Source organism: Streptomyces sp. AMJ-169, assembly GCF_055597585.1.
In genome coordinates this window covers 725,048-746,813 of sequence record NZ_JBVLTJ010000001.1, presented here as the reverse complement: position 1 = coordinate 746,813, position 21,766 = coordinate 725,048, and the positions used below count along the sequence as shown (strand labels likewise).

The 21,766-nt window shown below is 71.5% G+C and carries 15 protein-coding genes and 1 tRNA gene; 4 read left to right on the top strand and 12 right to left on the bottom strand.

The genetic code is table 11. The features are described from left to right. Window positions 1-114 precede the first annotated feature (114 nt). The 3 genes from ACYUD3_RS03140 to ACYUD3_RS03130 form a co-directional block, all read right to left on the bottom strand. Window positions 115-1,587, bottom strand: a complete 1,473-nt coding sequence (locus ACYUD3_RS03140) for an HNH endonuclease signature motif containing protein (protein ID WP_470963050.1) — start codon at window positions 1,585-1,587, stop codon at window positions 115-117. 48 nt (window positions 1,588-1,635) lie between these two features. Then, window positions 1,636-1,723: transfer RNA gene (locus ACYUD3_RS03135), tRNA-Leu, on the bottom strand. A gap of 75 nt (window positions 1,724-1,798) precedes the next feature. Continuing rightward, window positions 1,799-2,041 carry a hypothetical protein gene (locus ACYUD3_RS03130; RefSeq protein WP_470963047.1) on the bottom strand — a complete coding sequence of 81 codons (243 nt, stop codon included), beginning with the start codon at window positions 2,039-2,041 and terminating at the stop codon, window positions 1,799-1,801. A 578-nt stretch (window positions 2,042-2,619) separates the two neighbouring features. Between ACYUD3_RS03130 and ACYUD3_RS03125 the strand changes: the two genes are divergently transcribed. From ACYUD3_RS03125 to ACYUD3_RS03110, 4 genes are all read left to right on the top strand, one after another. Then, entirely contained in the window at window positions 2,620-4,302 is a 1,683-nt protein-coding gene (locus ACYUD3_RS03125) for a thiamine pyrophosphate-binding protein (RefSeq protein WP_470963044.1), read from the top strand. 10 nt (window positions 4,303-4,312) lie between these two features. Further along, window positions 4,313-5,545, top strand: coding sequence for a formyl-CoA transferase (gene frc, locus ACYUD3_RS03120; RefSeq protein WP_470963041.1), 1,233 nt, complete (start codon window positions 4,313-4,315; stop codon window positions 5,543-5,545). A gap of 4 nt (window positions 5,546-5,549) precedes the next feature. Next, a complete protein-coding gene (locus ACYUD3_RS03115) occupies window positions 5,550-7,697 on the top strand; it encodes an acetate--CoA ligase family protein (protein WP_470963038.1) in 2,148 nt (715 codons plus the stop codon). A 73-nt stretch (window positions 7,698-7,770) separates the two neighbouring features. Then, entirely contained in the window at window positions 7,771-9,156 is a 1,386-nt protein-coding gene (locus tag ACYUD3_RS03110; protein WP_470963035.1) for an OFA family MFS transporter, read from the top strand. 87 nt (window positions 9,157-9,243) lie between these two features. Here the strand turns inward: ACYUD3_RS03110 and ACYUD3_RS03105 are convergent, their stop codons facing one another. The 9 genes from ACYUD3_RS03105 to ACYUD3_RS03065 all read right to left on the bottom strand — a co-directional run bounded on the left by ACYUD3_RS03105 (window position 9,244) and on the right by ACYUD3_RS03065 (window position 21,751). Next, window positions 9,244-10,326: a sugar phosphate isomerase/epimerase family protein gene (locus ACYUD3_RS03105; RefSeq protein ID WP_470963032.1), complete on the bottom strand. Its 1,083-nt coding sequence runs from the start codon at window positions 10,324-10,326 to the stop codon at window positions 9,244-9,246. Window positions 10,327-10,536: 210 nt separating this feature from the next. Further along, window positions 10,537-11,706: a metabolite traffic protein EboE gene (eboE, locus tag ACYUD3_RS03100; RefSeq protein ID WP_470963029.1), complete on the bottom strand. Its 1,170-nt coding sequence runs from the start codon at window positions 11,704-11,706 to the stop codon at window positions 10,537-10,539. Next, window positions 11,706-12,563 carry an EboA domain-containing protein gene (locus tag ACYUD3_RS03095; RefSeq protein WP_470963026.1) on the bottom strand — a complete coding sequence of 286 codons (858 nt, stop codon included), beginning with the start codon at window positions 12,561-12,563 and terminating at the stop codon, window positions 11,706-11,708. The genes eboE and ACYUD3_RS03095 overlap by 1 nt, the downstream gene beginning before the upstream one ends. Before the next feature lie 617 nt (window positions 12,564-13,180). Beyond that, a complete protein-coding gene (locus ACYUD3_RS03090) occupies window positions 13,181-14,056 on the bottom strand; it encodes a sugar phosphate isomerase/epimerase family protein (protein ID WP_470963944.1) in 876 nt (291 codons plus the stop codon). Window positions 14,057-14,304: 248 nt separating this feature from the next. Then, entirely contained in the window at window positions 14,305-15,432 is a 1,128-nt protein-coding gene (locus ACYUD3_RS03085; RefSeq protein WP_470963023.1) for an inositol-3-phosphate synthase, read from the bottom strand. A gap of 142 nt (window positions 15,433-15,574) precedes the next feature. Beyond that, window positions 15,575-16,894: a ThuA domain-containing protein gene (locus tag ACYUD3_RS03080; RefSeq protein ID WP_470963941.1), complete on the bottom strand. Its 1,320-nt coding sequence runs from the start codon at window positions 16,892-16,894 to the stop codon at window positions 15,575-15,577. 15 nt (window positions 16,895-16,909) lie between these two features. Then, complete coding sequence (locus ACYUD3_RS03075) at window positions 16,910-19,414, bottom strand: PQQ-dependent sugar dehydrogenase (protein WP_470963020.1); 2,505 nt, start codon at window positions 19,412-19,414, stop codon at window positions 16,910-16,912. A gap of 114 nt (window positions 19,415-19,528) precedes the next feature. Further along, a complete protein-coding gene (locus ACYUD3_RS03070) occupies window positions 19,529-20,527 on the bottom strand; it encodes a sugar phosphate isomerase/epimerase family protein (protein ID WP_470963017.1) in 999 nt (332 codons plus the stop codon). 21 nt (window positions 20,528-20,548) lie between these two features. After that, entirely contained in the window at window positions 20,549-21,751 is a 1,203-nt protein-coding gene (locus ACYUD3_RS03065; RefSeq protein WP_470963938.1) for a Gfo/Idh/MocA family protein, read from the bottom strand. Window positions 21,752-21,766: the final 15 nt, after the last annotated feature.

Sequence of the window (21,766 nt, the reverse complement as noted above, 5' to 3'; positions counted from 1 at the left end):
CGCTCGCTTCGGGGCGCTCGCCTCGGGGGGCTTGCTTCGGGGGGCCGCCTCGGGGGGGCTTACTTCAGGGGGACCGCTTCGGGGCGCTCGCTTCGGGCTGAGCGGAGGGAAGGGTCATCGGTACGTCCTCGGTGGGCTCGCCTTCCACGCTCGGCTGAGGGAGTTGTCCCAAGCGCCGTCCCGGTCGAAGCCGGCGGCCCGGCAGCCGCGGGACATCTGCGCCCCGGCGATGTGGCGCCAGGCGGCGTCCCCGATACGGGCTATGGCGTGACCGCAGTGCCGGCAGGCCGCGTGCCCCATCAACTCACCGGCCAGCCGCTCGACTTGCGCGGCGCGGTCGGCCGCCTCCTCCTGGATGCCCCGCAGCACCTCCTCGGCGCCGGAGACCCCCGCCGATCCGATGAGTTCGCGCACGAGCGCCGCCGCTTCGATCGCGATGTCCGCCCGCCGGGCGGCGTCGACCAGGCTCTCCGCATGGCTGCCGGCGGGCGACTTGTACGCCGTCCGTTCCGCCAGACCGACCGCCGGAAGACCCGACGCCGCCGGCCGGTCATCACCGGCCTCGTGTTCCGCGGCTTTGTCCCTCAGTCGCTTACGCGCCATCTCGAAAGCCCACGCCTCGGTGGACGCCTTCTTGGGGACATTGAAATGAGTGCTCGTCGCCTCGTCCATCACCGTGTGGAACTCCGCCATCAGCGCTCCCCAATGGTCGCCGCCGGTGAAGTCCTCCGGGCACCAGCCGTAATGCCGCACGAGTTCGTCATGGACCCGGTCGAAATGACGCAGACTCTTCCGTACCGGCCCGGACGTGTCGACGCGAAGGCCGACACTTTCCATTCTGGCCAGCGTCTCCGGATCCACACCGTCCCACTTCATATGGCCGTCGCGCCGGCAGGCGTAATCCACCCAGGACCAGAACGCCTCGGCGTCCGCCACGTCGGGTGCCTCACGGTGATGGCGCGGGCAGAGGAGGGCGAAATTGCGGACGTCGTTGGAACCGCCGAGCGACCCCGGGACCACATGGGCCCTTTCCACGGGCGTCTGCCAGCAGATCAGGCAGATCGGCTCAGCGAGGCCGAGGTAGTCGGCGATGGCCCGAACCGGAGGCCGCGACCGGCGCGGATCGGGGTCGCCGTCCCTGTTCCGCACGCGTAACTCACGGTGGTCGTAGCCGTGTTCGCGGCCAGGGTCGCGTATATGAAGGACGTCGGGTATGTCCTCGCGCTGCGGCTCACGGTTCCTCATGCGGTAGAGCGGTGTGCTGATTTCCGTGAGATACGGGCCGAGGAACTCCAGCAGGAACTCACGGATGATCTCCAGGGCATCGGCGTCATATCCACCGGCGGCGTTGCGGTGTCCTTGGATGTCCAGGTAGAGGTGACGGGGGGTGCCGGGGCTCGTCGCCGCAGCCTTCTGGAGGATCGAGAAAAGACGGGTGGCGCACTTGGTGAAGTCCTCTTCGACCCGCATGTCGTGATACAGCGCGACGGCCTTGGGCTCTCCTGCGGTTGCTTCCATGAATGCACAGTAAGTGCCGCCACTGACAACGCGGGGATTCGCTCCGCCGTTGGTCACCCGCTTGGTCACGCCGCACCCCGAGAAACAGAAAGACCCCAGATTGACTGGGGTCTCTGCTGGTGTCCGAGGGGGGACTTGAACCCCCACGCCCGATAAAGGGCACTAGCACCTCAAGCTAGCGCGTCTGCCATTCCGCCACCCGGACAAGGTGTCTGTCGTTCGCGGGGTGTTCCCCGCGGCGACATGGACAACAATACCAAGGTTTCGGAGTGCGTTTCACCTACGTATCCGCAGGCCGGGGGCGGTGGCCACGGTGCGTGACCGAACGGTCACAGGAGGCCTTCCGGGCCCGGCTCAGCACCAGTTCAGGCGCCCCATCCCGCTCGGGGGCGGTGAATCCGGCGAGGCAGGCGACGACGGGTTTGCCGATGCGGCCGGAGGCCCGCCCCTCCGCGTCCCCGCCGATCTCCCCGACGACCGCAAGCATCCGGTGAGCGCGCTTCATGCCCTCGGCGCCGGTCACGCGCTCCGCCGGATCAGCCAGACCCCACCGAAGAGCCCCCAACACCCCTGCCCGAGACCGGTGTTGTCGTCAAGAGCGACCTCACCGCAGAACGCCAAGATCCGGCCCTCCTGATCACGCGCGAGCGGATTCCATCCCGACGAGGAGTGCACCCGCACCGACGAACACTCGCCACAGCCTCACCGGAACGTCACCGACGCCCGCCAAAAGCTCTGCCGCCCCAGCGACCCCACCGGCCGCCAGGCCGGACACCAGGCGTACGTCGCCCGCTTCACCCCCGCCGCCGGCCTCCACCTGGACTTTCACCACCGCCCGACCACCGAACCGACACCCGATCCTCCCTGCCCCTTCAGGCGAGTTGGCGGCCTCAGTGCGCGACACGACGACGCCGCACCCCCCGAAGAGCCACCCCGCACAGACCCCTTCCGGCCCCCGGAACCCGGATGTCCGAAACTGCCGCACACCCTCTGGACACCATCCGCCGGATGCGGGATAACAAGCCTCATACAGTAATTCGTCGACTGTATGCAATCTACGGCATACGCCCTTCCCACCCCGTACGAAGGAACAGATTCCGCATGCCCGAGGACATTCAGGACACGGTTTCCGGCGGCCACCTCGTCGCCAAGGCGCTCAAGGCCGAGGGCGTCGACCGCATCTACACCCTGTGCGGCGGCCACATCATCGACATCTACGACGGCTGCGTCGACGAGGGGATAGAGGTCGTCGACGTCCGCCATGAGCAGGTCGCCGCCCACGCGGCCGACGGCTACGCGCGGCTGACGGGCAAGCCGGGCTGCGCGGTCGTCACCGCCGGACCGGGCACGACCGACGCGGTGACCGGCGTCGCGAACGCCTTCCGCGCGGAGTCGCCGATGCTGCTGATCGGCGGCCAAGGGGCGCTCACCCAGCACAAGATGGGCTCGCTCCAGGATCTGCCGCACGTCGACATGATGGCGCCGATCACGAAGTTCGCGGCGACCGTGCCGGACACCGCGCGCGCGGCGGACATGGTGTCGATGGCGTTCCGCGAGTGCTACCACGGCGCCCCCGGACCGTCCTTCCTGGAGATCCCGCGCGACGTCCTGGACGCGCGCGTGCCGGTGGACAAGGCGCGGGTGCCGAAGCCGGGCGCCTACCGCGCCTCGACCCGCTCGGCCGGTGACCCCGAGGCGGTCGAGAAGCTCGCCGACCTGCTGGTGCACGCCCGCAAGCCGGCGATCCTGCTGGGCAGCCAGGTGTGGACGACCCGGGGCACCGACGCGGCGATCGACCTCGTGCGCACCCTGAACGTCCCGGCGTACATGAACGGCGCGGGGCGCGGCACGCTGCCGCCGGGCGATCCGCACCACTTCCAGCTGTCGCGGCGCTACGCCTTCTCGAACGCCGACGTCATCGTGATCGTCGGGACCCCGTTCGACTTCCGCATGGGTTACGGCAAGCGGCTGTCGCCGGACGCGACGGTCGTGCAGATCGACCTGGACTACCGCACCGTCGGCAAGAACCGGGACGTCGACCTGGGGATCGTCGGCGACGCGGGGCTGGTCCTCGCCTCGGTGGCCGAGGCGGCGTCCGGGCGGCTGAACGGGGGCGCGGCGCTGCGCAAGGAGTGGCTGGACGAGCTGCGCGCGGTGGAGCAGGCGGCGCTCGACAAGCGGCTGCCGCAGCTGCGTTCGGACGCCTCGCCGATCCACCCGTACCGGCTGGTCAGCGAGATCAACGACTTCCTCACCGAGGACTCGATCTACATCGGGGACGGCGGCGACATCGTGACGTTCTCCGGGCAGGTCGTCCAGCCCAAGTCGCCCGGGCACTGGATGGACCCGGGGCCGCTGGGCACCCTGGGCGTCGGTGTCCCCTTCGTGCTCGCCGCGAAGCAGGCCCGGCCCGACAAGGAGGTCGTCGCGCTCTTCGGGGACGGCGCGTTCTCCCTGACCGGCTGGGACTTCGAGACCCTGGTCCGCTACGACCTGCCGTTCGTCGGCATCGTCGGCAACAACTCCTCGATGAACCAGATCCGTTACGGCCAGGCCCGCAAGTACGGCCAGGAGCGCGAGCGGGTCGGCAACACCCTCGGGGACGTCCACTACGACCAGTTCGCGCGGATGCTCGGCGGCTACGGCGAGGAGGTCCGCGACCCCGCCGACATCGGGCCGGCGCTCCAGCGGGCGCGGGAGTCGGGCAAGCCGTCGCTGATCAACGTCTGGGTCGACCCGGACGCGTACGCCCCCGGAACCATGAACCAGACCATGTACAAGTGAGGGGACGGCCATGACCACCAGGGCACTTGAGGGCATCCGCGTCCTCGACATGACCCACGTCCAGTCCGGCCCCTCGGCGACCCAGCTGCTGGCCTGGCTCGGCGCGGACGTGGTGAAGCTGGAGGCGCCGACCGGGGACATCACGCGCGGGCAGCTGCGTGACCTGCCGGACGCCGACTCGCTGTACTTCACGATGCTGAACTGCAACAAGCGCAGCATCACCCTCAACACCAAGACCGCGCGCGGCAAGGAGCTGCTGACCGAGCTGATCCGGCGCTCGGACGTCATGGTCGAGAACTTCGGCCCGGGCGCGGTGGACCGGATGGGGTTCACCTGGGAACGCATCAAGGAGATCAATCCACGCATCGTCTACGCCTCCATCAAGGGGTTCGGGGACGGTCCGTACACCGACTTCAAGGCCTATGAGGTCGTCGCCCAGGCGATGGGCGGGTCGATGTCGACCACCGGTTTCGAGGACGGGCCGCCGCTGGCGACGGGAGCCCAGATCGGGGACTCGGGGACGGGGGTCCACGCCGTGGCGGGGATTCTCGCTGCGTTGTTCCAGCGCGAGAAAACCGGGCGAGGTCAGCGGGTCAACGTGGCCATGCAGCACGCTGTACTCAACCTGTGCCGGGTGAAGCTGAGGGACCAGCAGCGCCTGGCACGAGGGCCGCTCTCTGAATACCCCAACGACGACTTCGGCACCGAAGTTCCCCGCTCCGGAAACGCGTCCGGCGGGGGCCAGCCGGGGTGGGCGGTGAAGTGCGCGCCGGGCGGGCCGAACGACTACGTGTACGTGATCGTGCAGCCCGTCGGCTGGCGGCCGATCGCCGAGCTGATCGGGCGGCCGGAGCTGGCCGACGACCCCGAGTGGGCGACCCCGAAGGCGCGGCTGCCGAAGCTGAACAAGATGTTCCAGCTGATCGAGGAGTGGTCGTCGACGCTGCCCAAGTGGGAGGTCCTGGAGCAGCTGAACGGCCGGGGCGTCCCGTGCGGGCCGATCCTGTCGACCAAGGAGATCATCGAGGACGAGTCGCTCGTCGCCAACGAGATGATCGTCCGGGTCCCCCATCCGCGGCGCGGTGAGTTCGTGACCGTCGGCAGCCCGCTGAAGCTGTCCGACTCGCCCGTGGAGGTGAGCAGTTCACCGCTGCTCGGTGAGCACAACGACGAGATCTACACCGGCGAGCTGGGCCTTCGGCCCGAGGAGCTGGTCCTGCTGAAGTCGGACGGGGTGATCTGAGGTGATGGCCGAGGACAGGACTGCGGTGGTGCGGGCGGTGCTGGACACCGTGCGCGCCGAGGGGCGGACGGCGCTGACGGCGCCGGAGGGCAAGACGGTCGCCGACGCGTACGGGATCGCCGTACCGGGCGAGGAGATCGCGCGGGACGTCGAGGAGGCGGTGGCCGCCGCCGCGCGGTTCGGCGGGCCCGTCGTCATGAAGATCGTCTCGCCGGACATCCTGCACAAGACGGAGGCCGGCGGGGTCGTCGTCGGGGTCGAGGGGGCCGCCGCCGTACGGGAGGCGTTCCACGGGATCGTCGACAACGCGCGCGCGTACCGTGCGGACGCGCGCATCGAAGGGGTGCAGGTCCAGGAACTGCTGCCGCAGGGGCAGGAGGTGATCGTCGGGGCGGTCACCGATCCGACGTTCGGGAAGGTCGTGGCGTTCGGGCTCGGCGGGGTGCTCGTCGAGGTCCTCAAGGACGTCACGTTCCGGCTGGCCCCGGTGAGCGCCGAGGAGGCGCTCGGGATGCTGGACTCGATCCGCGCGGCGGAGGTGCTGCGCGGGGTGCGCGGGCGGCCCGGCGTGGACCGGTGGGCCGTCGCCGAGCAGATCCGGCGGGTGTCCCGACTGGTCGCGGACTTCCCGGAGATCGCCGAGGTGGACCTCAACCCGGTGATCGCGACCCCGGAGGGCGCCCTGGCCGCCGACATCCGGATCATCCTCTCCGGGGCGCCGGTGAAGGAGCGGCGCCGCTACACGCGCGCGGAGATCCTCGCCTCGATGCGGCGGCTGATGCAGCCCCGCGCGGTCGCGGTGATCGGGGCCTCCAACGAGCAGGGCAAGATCGGCAACTCGGTGATGCGCAACCTGGTCGACGGCGGGTTCGCGGGGGACATCCACCCGGTCAACCCGAAGGCCGACGACATCCTGGGCCGCAAGGCGTACCGCAGCATCGGGGACGTCCCCGGCGAGGTGGACGTCGCGGTGTTCGCGATCCCCGCGCGGTTCGTCGCCGCCGCCCTGGAGGAGGTCGGCCGCAAGGGCATCCCCAACGCGGTGCTGATCCCGTCGGGTTTCGCGGAGACCGGCGAACACGCCCTCCAGGACGAGATCGTGGAGATCGCCGAACGGCACGGCGTGCGCCTGCTGGGGCCGAACATCTACGGCTACTACTCGACCTGGCACGACCTGTGCGCGACGTTCTGCACGCCGTACGACGTCAAGGGCGGGGTGGCGCTGACCTCGCAGTCGGGCGGCATCGGGATGGCCATCCTGGGGTTCGCGCGCACCACGCGTACGGGGGTGTCGGCGATCGTCGGCCTGGGCAACAAGTCGGACCTCGACGAGGACGACCTGCTGACCTGGTTCGGGGAGGACCCGCACACCGAGTGCATCGCGATGCACCTGGAGGACCTCAAGGACGGCCGGGCGTTCGTCGAGGCCGCGCGGGCGACGGTCCCGAAGAAGCCCGTCGTCGTCCTGAAGGCCGGCCGCACGGCGGCGGGCGCCAAGGCGGCCGGTTCGCACACGGGCGCGCTGGCGGGCGACGACGCCGTGTACGACGACATCCTGCGCCAGGCCGGCGTCATCCGGGCGCCCGGGCTGAACGACATGCTGGAGTACGCGCGCGCGTTGCCGGTGCTGCCCGCTCCGCAGGGTGACAACGTCGTCATCATCACCGGCGCCGGCGGCAGCGGGGTGCTGCTGTCGGACGCCGTCACCGACAACGGGCTGTCCCTGATGGAGATCCCGCCGGACCTGGACGCGGCGTTCCGCCGGTTCATCCCCCCGTTCGGGGCCGCGGGCAACCCCGTGGACATCACCGGGGGCGAGCCGCCGTCGACGTACGAGGCGACGATCCGGCTCGGACTTGAGGACCCGCGCGTGCACGCGCTGGTGCTCGGTTACTGGCACACCATCGTCACTCCCCCGATGGTGTTCGCGGAGCTGACCGCGCGCGTGGTGGCCGAGTTCCGGGAGCGCGGGATCGTCAAGCCGGTCGTGGCGTCCCTGGCGGGCGACGTCGAGGTCGAGGAGGCCTGCCAGTACCTCTTCGAGCGGGGCGTCGTCGCCTACCCGTACACGACCGAGAAGCCCGTCGCCGTGCTCGGCGCGAAGTACCGGTGGGCGCGGGCGGCCGGACTGCTGGGGAGCGGCGGCTCCTGACGTGACGGGCCGGCCCCGGCCGGCCCGTCGTCGCACGTTCCCGATCCGCGAACGGTTAAGGAATTGGTCTGACATGACGGCAGATCCCTACGCGACACGCTCCTCCTCCACACCGCACGGCACCCGTTCCCACCGTGAGATCACCGACGCCCTGGGCCGCGTCTACCGCGTGGGCGAGACCGACCGGGACATCCTCGGCCACTCCCGCCGGCTCATGGTCTACCTGCCCTGGCTCGCCATGATGGCGATCAGCGTCTTCGAGTACGCGTACGGCTCCGCGGAGGACACCCTGTCCCGCGCGCACGGCTGGACGCAGTCCAACACCTTCTGGATCCTCAGCATCTGGGTCTTCTTCCAGGCCGGCGTCGCCTTCCCGGCCGGCTGGCTGCGCGAGAGAGGCCTCCTGACGGCCCGTAAAGCCATGTACGCGGGCTCCGTGATGTGCCTCTTGGGGTTTTTATCCCTCGCGCATCTGAGAAGCGTCCTGCTGGCCGTCCTGGGCTTCGGGGTGCTCGGCGGGATCGGGGCCGGGCTGGTCTACGCGACCTGCATCAACATGGTCGGCAAGTGGTTCCCCGAACGGCGCGGCGCGCGCACGGGGTTCGTCAACGGCGGCTTCGCCTACGGGTCGCTGCCGTTCATCTTCGTCTTCAACTACGCGTTCGACACCGGCAATTACCAGCGGATCCTGGACCTCATCGGCTTCTACATCCTGATCGTCGTCTTCGCGTGCGCGTACTTCTTCAAGGACCCGCCGAAGAACTGGTGGCCCGCCGACGTCGACCCGCTCGCCACCTCGGGGGACGGCAAGCCGGCGGCGAGCCTCTCGAAGAACCCTCCCGCGGTGAAGCAGTTCACCCCCAAGGAGGCGATCCGTACCGGGATGCTGCCCCTGATGTGGCTGTCGATCGTCATGACCGCGGGGGTGTCGATCTTCGGTATCTCCTTCCAGGTCGACTACGCGAAGGAGGTCGGCTTCGGGCCGCTCGTCGCCGCGTCCTCCATGGGCGTCATGGCGGTCGTCAACGGTGTCGGGCGCGGCGTCGTGGGCTGGCTGTCCGACCGGTGGGGCCGCAAGTCGACCCTGGTGTTCGTCATCGTCGTCCTGGGGCTCGCCCAGTTCGGCGTCATCTGGGCCGGTGACGTCCACAGCGAGGGCCTGTTCCTGTTCTTCGCGTTCCTGTCCGGCTTCGGCGGCGGCGCCTTCTACCCGCTGTTCGCCGCGCTCACCCCGGACTACTTCGGCGAGAACTACAACGCCTCCAACTACGGCCTCGTCTACAGCGGCAAGCTCGTCAGCGGCCTTTTCGGCGGGGGCCTCGGCTCCCTGGTCGTCGCCGACTGGGGCTACGACGGCGCGTACGCGCTGGCCGGCGGGGTGTCCATGGTGGCGGCGGTCATCGCGCTGCTGCTGCGGCAGCCGGGGCGGACGGCGGGGAAGGACGCTCCGCGCGCGTAGAGGTGTGTGCGGGCGGGCGCTCCGCGCGCGTGAGGTACATGGGAAGGCCCCCCGGGTCCGGCTTCGGGGGGCCTTCCCGCGCGTGGGTCAGCAGTTCTCGCGCAGGGAGTGCAGGTGGGCGCTGGATCTGCGGGCGAAGGTGAAGGGGTCGGCGGGCTGGTCGTGTTCGGCCTGCCAGTGGTGGGCGAGGCGTTCGCCGCGCAGGCGGGTGACGGCGGAGATGAAGCGCTGGTAGTCGATGTCACCGTCGCCGACGTCGGTCATCCGGTAGCCGTAGGGGTTCGCCGAGTCGTTCACGCCGTCCTTGACGTGGAACAGCGGATAGCGGTGCGGCTGTCTGAGGACGTAGTCGAGCGGCTCGAAGGGGGCGGGCCTGCCGTCGGGGCGCTTCGAGAAGCGGAACTGGCCCGCGTACGCCCAGAAGATGTCCATCTCCAGGTAGACCAGGCGGGGATCGGTCTCCCTGAGGAGGACGTCGTACAGGCGGACCTTGGGGTTGTCGGAGGCGAAGCCGAACTCCTCCGAGTGGTTGTGCTGGTAGAACTTCATCCCGCGCGCGCGGGCCGCCGCCCCGTAGACGTTGAACTCCTCGGCCGCCCGCTTGACGGCGTCCACGGTGGTGCCGTAGCGGAACGGCCCCGCCGCCGTGCCGATGTGCTTGAGGCCGAGGGCCTGGGCCTCGTCGAGGACCTTGTTCAGGTTCTGGGCGAACGTGTAGGCGTTCGGGTCGGCGGAGTAGTAGCCGACGTGGCTGCCTATCGGGTTCAGGCCGTGGTTCCTGGCCAGCCGCTTCAGCTGGGCCAGGGTGATCGGGCCGGCCGAGCCCTGGGTGTAGCCGGCGAACTCGACCTCGTCGTAGCCGTACCGCTCCAGCTCGGCGAAGACGGGGGCGAAGCCGAGGGTGGAGACCTTGTCGCGGAGGCTGTAGAGCTGGATGCCGAGGCGGCCGGGGGGCAGGACGGGGCGGCCCCGGCCGGCGGAGGTGGTGGCGGTGGCGGAACCGGCTGCGGAACCGGTCGCGGGCGCCGCCGCGGTGCCGGGGGCGGCCGTCGCCGGGGTCGCGGCGGCGCCGATCAGGGCGGCGGCGGTGGTGCCTGCGGCGACGCCCAGCATGCCCCGTCTGCTGAGGCGGTGGGCGAATTCGTCGTCGATGTGCGGTTTGCGGCTCATGCGGGGAACTCCTCGGATTCGGTGGGCGTTGTGCGGGGTGAGTGGTCGTGAGCGGGTCGGTGCGGGGGGTTCGGGAAGGGGGTGGGGCGGATGCGGTGGGCGAAGTGGCTGCGGTGGCTCGGGAAGGTCCCAGGGCTGCGGTGGCTCGGGAGGGTTCGGTGGGTCCAGGGGGTCCCTGAGGTATCGGGGATCCCGGAGGTGCCGGGGCCTTCAGGGGAGTTCTTTGAGGCCCAGGTCGGTCAGGAGGTCGCGGGCGAGGGCGAGTTCGGCGGCGATGCCGTCGGCGAGCTGGGCGCGGGTGCGCGGGCGCAGCTCCGGCGGGAGGGTCCGCCAGGTGTAGGTCTCGACCTCCAGGTGCCGGGTGAGCGGACGCGGGCCGCCGACCAGGCGGGTGAGGGCGGCGCGCAGGACGGGGAGCGTGGAGGTGAGCGGCGCGGAGGGGGTCGCGTGCAGGGGGACGTGGAAGTGGGAGCGCCAGGGCGTGTCCTGCGGGAGGGCGCCGGTGGTGAGGGCTTCGCCGAGGTCGTCGGTGCCGTGCAGCGCGTCCCGCGTGCGGGCGCGGGTCTGGTGCAGGAAGCGCGGTTCGGCGAAGGCGGCGAGCGCCTCGCGTACGGCGGGCCGGTCCGGGTGCTCGGCGTGCAGGGCGGCCGACAACTGGGCTTTGACGACGGGCGTCGCGGCGGCGGCGAGGGCGTCCAGGGCGGTGTCGGGGTCCTCGAAGGAGGTGGCGAGGTGGCAGGTGTCGACGCAGATCCCGATGCGCGGGCGGTCGATCGCGGCGAGCGGGGCGAGGGCGTCGGCGGTGGTCTCGATCGCGCAGCCCGGCTCGGGTTCCAGGCCGACGCGGACCGAGCGGCCGGTGAGGTCGGCCAGCGCGTCCAGGCGGGCGGCGAGGGTGCGCAGGGCGGTGCGGGCGGTGGCGTCCCTGGCCGCGTCCCAGGCCGTGCGCCAGCCCAGCGGCAACGTCGAGACGCTGCCCTCGCTGACGTCGTCGGGCAGCAGCCCCGTCAGGACGCGCGCCAAAGCTGTCGTGTACTCCAGGCGGTCCGGGTCGGCCCAATCGGGCTCGTACACGCGGTACTTCACCTCTTCGGCGCCGAATCCGTCGTACGGGAAGCCGTTGAGGGTGACGACCTCCAGGCCGCGCCGGTCCAGAGCGGCGCGCAGTGTGCGCAGGGCTGCGGGGTCGGTGTCCAAGGTGTGCGCGGCGCCCCGGGCGAGCCACAGCCCGATACCGAGCCGGTCTCGGCCGAGCCTGCGGCGTACGGGGGCGCAGTGGTCGCGCAGTTGGGCCAGGACGCCGTCGAGGGTTTCGGCGGGGTGGACGTTGGTGCAGTACGCGAGGTGGATGGTGGAGCCGTCGGGGTGCCGGAAGCGCATCAGGACTCCGTCCTGTGGGGGTGGGGGGTGTTGGCCGGGGGTGGGGGTGCTTTCGGGGGCGGGGGCTCTGTCGGGGGCGGGGGTTGTTTGGAGGCCGGGGTTTCTGCCGGGTTGGGGTTCTCTGCCGGGGCCGGGGGTTTCCTTGAGGCTGGGGGCTCTCCCAGGGTCGGAGGTTTCTCTGAGGGGGTCGGGGATTCCTCTGAGGCCGGAGGCTCTCCCGAGGGCGAGGCGGCTGTCCCTTCTGCGGTCGGAGCGCGCTCCGCGAAGGCCAGTACGCGGTGCAGGTCCGGCGGGACCTCACGGCTCGCCGCTGTGCGTTCGGCTGCCTGGTCGCGCAGCATCCGGGCCAGTTCGGTGTCGCCGGTGGCCCGTCGTTCCAGGTCGGCCACCTCGTGCACGGGTACCTCGGTGAACAGGCACTTCAGGACCGCGTGCCGCCAGGCGTGGGGGTCCAGGTGGCGGGCGGCGTACGGGCCGAGCGCGGCGGCGATCAGGGTCGTGTCGTTGGTGCGCAGCGCGTCCTCGACCAGCGGGACGGCGTCGGGGCCGGGCACGAGGTGGGGCAACGCGCGCAGGACGGCCCGGCGTTCGGCCGCCGTGCCCCGGGAGTACGTCCGGGCGAGCGCGTCCGGGCCGGCGCCGGCGGCGCGCAGGAGGAGGACGCGGACGGCGTCGGCGTACGCGGGGCCGCAGCGGCGGGCGGCTTCGGCGAAGTGGCGTTCCCAGGGCGGGAGTTGGCCGGGAGTTGGGGGTGTGGCGGCGGCGGTCAGGGCGTGGGCGAGCCAGGTGCGGGCGGGGTCGGTGAGGCCGTCGAGGGGAGCCACGGGGGTGAGGGGGTCTGTGCGGGGGCGCGTCATCGGGGGCTCCCTTGCGAGCTGGGCGCCGCGCGGTGAGCGGTACGGGCCGGTTCCTGACGGCGAGCCCTGGGCGTCGCCCCCGGCCTCTCCCGACCGGTCATCACACGCCCCTTTCTGAAGCCGACGCCGCGCCAGTGCACAGACCGGGCGGGTTCCTGACAGCGAGTCCCAGGCATCGCGCCCAACCTCTTCCCACCGGCCATCACGCGCCCCTTTCCGGAACCGACGCCGCGCCGGTGCACGAACCAGGCGGGTTCCTGACAGCGAGTCCCGGGAGCCCCTCCTCACCGGCCATCACTCTCTCCCCCCCAGAACCAGCCCCGCGCGGGTGCACGAACCGGGCGGCTCCTGGGAGCGGGCGCGGACAGGGCAGGCCCGTTCCTGACGGCGGGCACGGACGGCGTGCGCTGGTCCTCCTTGGACACAGGCCCCCGCCGCACCCAGCCCCTCCCCGCCGGCCATTACGCGCGCCCTCCCGAGGCCGGCCCCGCGCGGGTGCACGGAACGGGCAGGTTCCTGGGAGCGGGTGCGTTCGTCGCGGCGGGCGCGGACGGCGCGGGCCAGCCCTCCGTGACAGCGAGCCCCGGGCGCCGCCTCCCGCCCCTCCCCGCCGGTCATCACACTCCCCCATCCGAAGCCGAAGCCGGCGCCCAAGCTGAAGCCGCTGCCCCAGCCGCCCCCGCATCCGCTCCCGCCGCCCCCCGCAGGAACCGCAACGACTCAGCCGCATACCGCGGCCCCGCATGGGAATGGCGAGGGAGTTCGACCACCGTCAAGCCCCGGTACCCGCTCTCCGTCAGCGCCGTGAGGATCGGCGGGAAGTCCATCTCGCCCTCGCCGAACGGCAGATGCTCGTGGACGCCCCGGCGCATGTCCTCGATCTGGACGTGGCGCAGCCAAGGGGCGGCGGCGCGGACGCAGTCGGCGGGTGGGAGGGGTTCCAGGCATTGGCAGTGGCCCAAGTCGAGGGTGAGGCCCAGGAGTTCGGGGCCGTCCAGCGACTCGCGCAGACGGTGGAAGTCGGCGAGCGTCCCCACCAGATGCCCCGGCTCGGGCTCGACCGCCAGCGGGACCCCGGCTGCCGCGCAGGCGTCCAGTACGGGTACGAGCGCTTCCGCGAGCCGCTTCCACGCGGTGTCCTCGGCGGTGCCGGCGGGCAGGACGCCGCTGAAGCAGTGCACGGCGTGCGCGCCGAGGCCGGCGGCGACGTCGACGGCCCTGATCAGCAGGTCGGTCCGCCGGGCCCGGTCGGCGTCCGACGGGTCGAGCAGCGAGGGGCCGTGCTTGCGGCGCGGGTCGAGGACGTACCGCGCGCCCGTCTCCACGGTCACCCCCAGCCCCAGCGCGTCGAGCCGCCGCGCCAGCCGCCGGGTCCGCTCCGCGAGGTCCGGTGCCAGCGGGTCCAGATGCATGTGATCGAGCGTCAGCCCGACCCCGTCGTACCCCAACTCGGCGAGCAGCCCCAGCGCTTCGTCCAGCCGCAGATCGGCCAGCCCGTTGGTGCCGTAGCCGAAGCGGAGCGGGTACGGGGACGGGGGCTGCGCGTGCTGTACGGCAACGGCCGCCGGAGCGACCGGAGTTGCGGCAGCCCCCGAACTCGCGTTCACGCCCGCACCTCCGACTCCCGCCCCCTGACGCAAGCCCTCTCCCCCAACTCCCGCACCCCGCCCGACACTCGAACCTCCAACTCCCGTACCTCGACCCTCACTCGAACCCCCAACTCCCGCACCCCGCCCCCCACTCACGCCCCCTCCCCCAACCCCCGAGCGAACCGCACCAGTTCCCCCCACTGTTCCTCCAGCCCCCCGGCCGCCTCCCCCACCGGATCCTTGAAGAAGAACGCCAACTCGGCGACCGGGCCCGAGACTTCGCGTTCGTGGGCGCGGGACAGGAGGCGGGCCAGGTCCAGGATCAGGGGGGCGGCGAGGGCGGAGTCGGCGCCCTGCCAGGTGGTCTGGAGGGTCATGCGGGTGCCGAGGAAGCCCTCGAAGGCGATGTGGTCCCAGGCGGTCTTCCAGTCCCCGAGCGCGGGGACGTCGTCGATGTGGACCTGGCCCTCGGGGGCCGTGCCCAGGGTGTCGGCCAACACCCGTTCCTTTCCTGCCGACTTGGCCGCCGCGGCGGCGGGGTCGGCGAGGGCGGCGCCGTCCCCGCCGCCCAGGAGGTTCACGCCGGACCAGGCGCGCACGGTCAGCGCGCGGCGGCTGAACATCGGGCCGAGGACGGACCGCAGCAGCGTCTGCCCGGTCTTGCCGTCGCGCCCGCCGTACGGGAGCCCGCTCGCCTCGGCCGGGGCGGCGAGGGAGGGGTGGTGCAGGCCGGTCGAGGGGGTGAAGTTGACGTAGGGGCAGCCCGCGCGCAGGGCCGCCGCCGCGTACAGCGAACTCGGGGGCATCTCGGGGCCGTTGGGGGCCGGTTCGGTGGAGGCGACGTTGACGACGACCGCGCGGTCGAGCCCGCCGCGGCGTACGAAGTCCTCGATGTCGGCGGCGAAGGCGGCGATCAGCGCGGAGTCGGTGCGGGTGTCGCCGGGCAGCGGGCCGCCGGGCCTGATCTCCCGTTCCGCCAGGGCGAGTTCGGGCAGGACTGCGGCGGGCAGGCCGGGTGGGATGACGCCTTGGGCGGCGAGTTCCTCGGCGCGTTTGGGCAGGGGGGTGTCGGTGACGTCGTGGCCGCCGAAGACGAGGGAGGTGAGGGCGGGCAGGCCCGCGCCGGCGAACGGGGGTGTCTCCGTGACGAGTCCGGTCGGTGGGCGCAGCCCCGCCGTGACGGCGGCGCAGCCCGCGACGGCCGTGGTGGCGACGGAGCCGCGGGCGCCGATCAGCCAGACGCCCACGCGGGAGGAGGAGGGAGACAGGGGCGCGGGCATGGCAATCTCCTTGCTGCTCAAGCGAGTTCGTACCTTGCGCGGTGATTCTTACCGGGACCGGTGGACAAGCACCACATGGCGTGCCTTGTGCCGCGGGGAGGTGACGGCGGGCGGGAGTACGGCGTCCCCCGCCCGCCGCCGGTCAATTCGCCCTGGCGGGCAGCTCTTTGACGCGCACGTTACGGAACGACACCTCGTCGCCGGGCCCGTGGTTCTGTAGCCCGATGTGTCCGTCGCGCAGGCTGCGCGCCGGGTCGCGGTTGGTGAAGTCGTTGATCCGCACGCCGTTGAGCCAGACGCGCAGCCGCTCGCCCTCCACCCGGATCTCGTACGTGTTCCACTCCCCCGCCGGATTCAGCGCGCGGTCACGCCGTTTCAGGTCGGCCGACTGGAATCCGTACACGGCGCCGGTGGTGCGGTCGGGGGTGTCGGTGGCGTCGATCTGTGTCTCGTAGCCGTGGTCGACGGCCGACCAGGGGTCGTCGGAGGGCGGAAAGCCCACGAACACACCGGAGTTGGAGTCGCCGGTCATCCTCCAGTCGAGCTTCAGCGAGTACGCGCCGAAGCTCCGTCCGGCGTACCAGAGCAGGCCCATCCCGCCGGACGAGGTGAGGGTGCCGTCGGCGGCGAGGGTGAACGAGCCGGGGCCCGCCTGTCGCCAGCCCTCCAGCGAACTCCCGTCGAACAAAGGGGTGTAGCCGTTCTCGGGGCGGCAGTCGGCCTGTGCGGCGCCGGTCGCCCAGCGGATGCCGCCGAGCAGGTGCCGCAGGTACACGGGGTCGGCGTAGGACTCCTTGGTGTGGCCGGCGGCGGTGTAGAAGGAGCGTCCGCCCCGGTAGGTCTGGCACCAGGCGATCGGATGGTCGCCGTTCATGCTCCCTCCCGTGTACGACGACTCGTCGAGGGAGGCCAACACCCGTACTCCGGAACGGGGGTTGGCGTGGAAGTCGTACCACTCGTCGGTCCGGTTCCAGGTCGGCGGCAGCGACGCGGTGGCCGGGTGGGCGCGGTCCTCGACGGTGACGTCGGCCGGCTGGATCGCCGGGTGGGTGCGGAAATAGGCGCCGACGAGGCCACCGTAGAACGGCCAGTCGTACTCGGTGTCGGCGGCGGCGTGGATGCCGACGAAGGCGCCGCCGTGGCGTATGTACCCCTCGAACGCGGTCTGTTGGGCCTCGTTGAGGACGTCGCCGGTGGTGGAGAGGAAGGTGACGGCGGCGTAGCGGCGCAGGCCGGTTCGGGTGAAGACGTTCGCGTCCTCGGTCGCCTCCACCTTGAACGCGCCTGTTCTCAGGCCGAGTTGGCGCAGGGCGGTGACGGCGTCGGGGATGGAGTCGTGGCGGTAGGCGGTGGTCTTGGTGAAGACGAGGATGCGGGGGGTGGCGCTCTGGGCGGCGGGGGCCGGCTGGGCGAGGGCGCCGAGGAGCAGGGCGGCACCCGCGATCGCGACGGTCACGCGCATCATGGGGGCCTCCGCTCAGCTCGTCGTGAAGGTGAAGTCGTCTATCTCGTACAGGGGTTGACCGCTGCGGCCCTTGAAGACGAGGTACAGCCCGGTCGTGCCCTTGGGGGTGCGGGAGAGTTTCGCGGTGACGTCCTGGTAGGTCTCCCAGCCGCCCGTGACCGGTACCTTGGCCGTGCCGAGGAGGGTGCCCTTCGGGGAGCCGGCCCTGAACTCCAGGGTGCCGCCCGCGCCTTGGGAGGCGATGCGGGCGGTGACCGAGGTGGCGCCGCGCAGCGCGTACGGGGTGAAGGAGATCCAGTCGCCGTTCTCGATGCCGCCGACGGTCTTGGCACCGTTCGCGCCGGCCCGTGAAGTCACCTTCACACCAAGGGAATCGGAGTAGTGCTCGGCCTGCCGGTGGCGGGGCTGGAGGACGCTCTGGGCGTGCGAGGTGAGCGGGGCCTGGCCGCCGCCCCCGTTGTCGGTGTACTCGGCGTCGAGCACGCCGAAGATGTTGGCGTTCGGGTCGTGTCCGCCGTCGGCGCTGGTCTGGAGGGTGCCGGAGCAGCCGGTCGCCGAGGTGATCGGGTGGCCGTGGCTGTCGTGGCCGAGGATGAACCGGACGGTGACCTTGGCGCAGTCGATGCGCTTGCCGTCCTCGGGGTCGGTGACCCTCACCTTGAACGGGATGGCGTCCCCGAAGCTGAACAGCTGCCCGTCCAGGGGGGTTTGGAGGACAACGGTCGGCGCGGTGTTCCCTACGACGATCTGCACGCCGGCGCTGCCGGTCCGCCCGGAGGGGTCCTCCGCGGTCAACGTGGCGGTATAGGTGCCGTTCTTGCGGTAGGTGTGCGTCGGGTTCGCGGCCGTCGAGCTGCCGCCGTCGCCGAAGTCCCAGCGGTGGGTGAGAGGGTCGCCGTCCTGGTCGGTGGTCCCGGCGGAGGAGAACGTCACCCTCAACGGGGCTTGTCCGGACGTCCTGTTGGCCGTCGCCCGGGCGACCGGCGAGTGGCCGTCGGTGGCGTTCTCGATGCGGTAGAGCGCGGAGTGCTCGTCGCCGCCGAACCAGGCGGTGCCGTAGTCGAGGACGTACAGGGCGCCGTCGGGCCCGAACGCCATGTCCATCACCTGGGTGCCGGACCAGGGGATGTCGTTGATGGCCTGGACGGTGCCGTTCGCGTCGCTGGTGATGCGTTTGATCCAGCGGCGGCCGAACTCCCCGGCGAAGAAGTCGCCGTCGTAGGCTTCGGGGAACTTCACCGGTGAGTCGAGCGCGGCGTCGTAGTGGTAGACGGGGCCGCCCATCGGGGACTCGGAGCCGTCGCCGAACTCCGGTACGGACGGGCCGTCGTAGGGGATCCACGCGGGTACGGCCGGGGGCAGGTCGACGAGGCCGGTGTTGTGCGGGGAGGTGTTCTTCGGGGCGGCGCAGTCGAAGGCCGCGCCGGACGTCTTCGTCCCGAAGTCGTAGTCCACGTAAGGGTCGTTGGCGCCGGCGCAGAACGGCCAGCCGTAGTTGCCGGGGCCGGTGACGCGGTTGAACTCGACCTGTCCGCCGGGGCCGCGGGCCGGGTCGGCGGCGCCCGCGTCGGGGCCGTAGTCGCCGACGTAGAGGATGCCGGTGGCCTGGTCGACGCTGAAGCGGAACGGGTTTCTGAAGCCCATCGCGTAGATCTCGGGGCGGGTCTTCGCGGTGCCGGGGGCGAAGAGGTTGCCGTCGGGTATGGCGTAGGAGCCGTCGGCGCCGACCTTGATACGCAGGATCTTGCCGCGCAGGTCGTTGGTGTTGCCGGCCGAACGGCGGGCGTCGAAGGCGGGGTTGCGGCCCGCGCGCTGGTCGATCGGGGTGTAGCCGTCGGACTGGAAGGGGTTGGTGTCGTCGCCCGTCGACAGGTACAGGTTGCCGGCCGCGTCGAAGTCGATGTCGCCGCCGACGTGGCAGCACAGGCCGCGGGAGGCGGGGACGTCGAGGATCTGCTTCTCGCTGGCGGTGTTCAGGGTGCCGTCGGTGTCGAGCGTGAACCGGGAGAGGCGGTTGACGCCGTCGAAGGGCGCGAAGTCGGCGGCGGTGCCGTTCTCCGGGGCGTCGCCCGCCGGGGTGTTCAACTTGGGTGCGTAGTAGAGGTAGATGAAGCGGTTGGAGCTGAACTGCGGGTCCACGCCGATGCCTTGGAGGCCCTCTTCGTCGTGGGAGTAGACGTCGAGCTTGCCGATGAGGCGGGTGTTGCCGGCCGCGTCGGTGCGGCGCAGTTCGCCGTCGCGCGAGGTGTGCAGGACGGAGCGGTCGGGGAGGACGGCGAGCGACATGGGCTCGCCGACCTCCGCCTCCCCCTTGGCGAGGGTGACCTGCTGGAAGTCCTCGGCCGCGGAAGCGAGTTGGGGGCTCTCGCCGGTGACGGACGCACCGGCGTGGGGGGTGGTCAGGGTGAGCGACGCCCCGGCGAGCAGGGCGCCGCTGAGCAGTGCGACGGCCCGGCGCCAGGCGGGGCGGCGTCTTGGTTCGAGGGTTCTGGCGGTCGTGGGGTCGTTCCCGTGCACGGGTGCCTCCAGCGTGGTACGGGTGGTGCGGGCGGGTGCGTACGCCGGGATGCGCCGTCATCCCGGAAGCTGGGGAGAGTTTCTGACGTCACGCCATATGACGTCGGGTGAAGGTCAGTTGGAGAAGGCCGCGTCGAAAGAGGCCGACGGGGGCTCGTAGTCGAAGGTCTTCAGGCGGACCAGCGCCTCGGGGGCGCCCTGGAGCCGGTCCATGCCGGCGTCCTCCCACTCGACCGAGATGGGGCCCTGGTAGTCGATAGAGCGCAGCATGCGGAAGACGTCCTCCCAGGGCACGTCGCCGTGTCCGGCGGAGACGAAGTCCCAGCCGCGCCGGGGGTCGCCCCACGGCAGGTGCGAGCCGAGCCGTCCGTTGCGCCCGTCGAGCCGCTTGCGGGCCTCCTTGCAGTCGACGTGGTAGATCCGGTCGCGGAAGTCCCAGAGGAAGCCGACCGGGTCGAGGTCCTGCCACACGAAGTGCGAGGGGTCGAAGTTCAGCCCGAAGGCCCGCCGGTGGTCAACGGCCTCCAGTGCGCGGTGAGTTGTCCAGTAGTCGTAGGCGATCTCGCTGGGGTGGACCTCGTGGGCGAAGCGCACCCCCTCGGCGTCGAAGACGTCCAGGACCGGGTTCCAGCGGGCGGCGAAGTCGTCGTAGCCGGCCTCGATCATCGACTCCGGGGCGGGCGGGAACATGGCGACGAGGTGCCAGATCGCGGAGCCGGTGAAGCCGACGACGGTGTCGACGCCGAAGGCCGCCGCCGCCCGCGCGGTGTCGCGCATCCGGGCCGCCGCGCGCTGCCGTACGCCTTCGGGGTCGCCGTCGCCCCACACCTCGGGCGGGAGGATCGCCTGGTGGCGCTGGTCGATGATGGCGTCGCAGACGGCCTGTCCCACCAGGTGGTTGGAGATCGCCCAGCACTTCAGGCCGTACTTGTCGAGGAGTTGGTGGCGCGAGTCGACGTACGCGGTGTCGGCGAGGGCCTTGTCGACCTCGAAGTGGTCGCCCCAGCAGGCGAGTTCGAGTCCGTCGTAGCCGAAGTCACGGGCGAGCCGGCAGACCTCCTCCAGGGGCAGGTCCGCCCACTGGCCGGTGAACAGGGTGAACGGGCGGGGCATGCGCACTCCTAAAACAGTCGGTCAGGCGATCGGCGTATAGACGGAGTTCTTCTCGGCACTCTCCTCGACCGCCGCCAGCACCCGCTGCACCTGGAGTCCGTCGGCGAACGACGGCTCGGGCGGGCGGTGTTCGGCGATCGCGTGCACCAGGTCGCGGGCCTGGTGCACGAAGGTGTGCTCGTAGCCGAGTCCGTGGCCCGGCGGCCACCAGGCGTCGAGGTAGGGGTGGCCGGGCTCGGTGACAAGGATGCGACGGAAGCCCGCCTCGGTGTCCGGGGTGGTGGCGTCGTGGAACCAGAGTTCGTTCAGCCGCTCCAGGTCGAACGTCAACGAGCCTTTCTCGCCGTTGAGTTCGATGGTCAAGGCGTTCTTGCGGCCGGTGGCGTAGCGGGTCGCCTCGAAGGAGGCGAGGGCGCCGGAGGAGAACCGGGCGGTGAACAGGGCGGCGTCGTCGACGGTGACGGTCCCCGTGCCGGCCGCCGCCGTCGCGCTGAGCCCGCGCGCGGCGCCGCCCGGGAGCGGGCGCCTGCGGACGAACGTCTCGGTGAGCGCGGAGACCCCGGCGAGGTGTTCGCCCGCCAAGTACTGGGCCAGGTCGACGACATGGGCGCCGAGGTCACCGAGGGCGCCGGAGCCGGCGAGCTCCTTGCGCAGCCGCCAGGTGAGCGGGGCCTGCGGGTCGACGAGCCAGTCCTGGAGGTACGTCACCCGTACGTGCCGCAGGGCGCCGAGGCGGCCGTCGGCGACCATCCGGCGGGCCAGGGAAGTGGCGGGCACCCGGCGGTAGTTGAACCCGACCATCGCCAACTGGCCGCGCCCGTACGCCGCTTCGGCCGCCCGCGTCATCTCCTCGGCCTCGGCGACGGTGTTGGCGAGCGGCTTCTCGCACAGCACGTGCTTCCCGGCGGCGAGCGCGGCCAGCGCGATCTCCGCGTGGCTGTCGCCCGGGGTGCAGATGTCGACGAGGTCGATGTCGTCCCGCGCGATCAGCTCCCGCCAGTCGGTCTCGGCGGACGCCCACCCGTGCCGGCCGGCGGCCCGCCGCACGCCGTCCGCGTCCCGGCCGCAGACCGCCGTCATGACCGGGTTCAGCGGCAGGTCGAAGACGCGGCCCGCGGTGCGCCAGCCCTGGGAGTGGGCGGCGCCCATGAAGGCGTAACCGACCATGCCCACACGGAGTTCGGGAACGGGATCGGCTCCGGCCGGCTGCTGCGGGTCTTCCATACGGTGGTCCTCCTC

Bases quoted from the DNA above. Each gene is read 5' to 3' on its own strand.
- ACYUD3_RS03065 (WP_470963938.1), bottom strand. From the start codon at position 21,751: ATGGAAGACCCGCAGCAGCCGGCCGGAGCCGATCCCGTTCCCGAACTC.
- eboE (WP_470963029.1), bottom strand. From the start codon at position 11,706: ATGCGCTTCCGGCACCCCGACGGCTCCACCATCCACCTCGCGTACTGC.
- ACYUD3_RS03125 (WP_470963044.1), top strand. From the start codon at position 2,620: ATGCCCGAGGACATTCAGGACACGGTTTCCGGCGGCCACCTCGTCGCC.
- ACYUD3_RS03105 (WP_470963032.1), bottom strand. From the start codon at position 10,326: ATGAGCCGCAAACCGCACATCGACGACGAATTCGCCCACCGCCTCAGC.
- ACYUD3_RS03110 (WP_470963035.1), top strand. From the start codon at position 7,771: ATGACGGCAGATCCCTACGCGACACGCTCCTCCTCCACACCGCACGGC.
- ACYUD3_RS03070 (WP_470963017.1), bottom strand. From the start codon at position 20,527: ATGCCCCGCCCGTTCACCCTGTTCACCGGCCAGTGGGCGGACCTGCCC.
- ACYUD3_RS03085 (WP_470963023.1), bottom strand. From the start codon at position 15,432: ATGCCCGCGCCCCTGTCTCCCTCCTCCTCCCGCGTGGGCGTCTGGCTG.
- frc (WP_470963041.1), top strand. From the start codon at position 4,313: ATGACCACCAGGGCACTTGAGGGCATCCGCGTCCTCGACATGACCCAC.
- ACYUD3_RS03080 (WP_470963941.1), bottom strand. From the start codon at position 16,894: ATGCGCGTGACCGTCGCGATCGCGGGTGCCGCCCTGCTCCTCGGCGCC.
- ACYUD3_RS03095 (WP_470963026.1), bottom strand. From the start codon at position 12,563: ATGACGCGCCCCCGCACAGACCCCCTCACCCCCGTGGCTCCCCTCGAC.
- ACYUD3_RS03115 (WP_470963038.1), top strand. From the start codon at position 5,550: ATGGCCGAGGACAGGACTGCGGTGGTGCGGGCGGTGCTGGACACCGTG.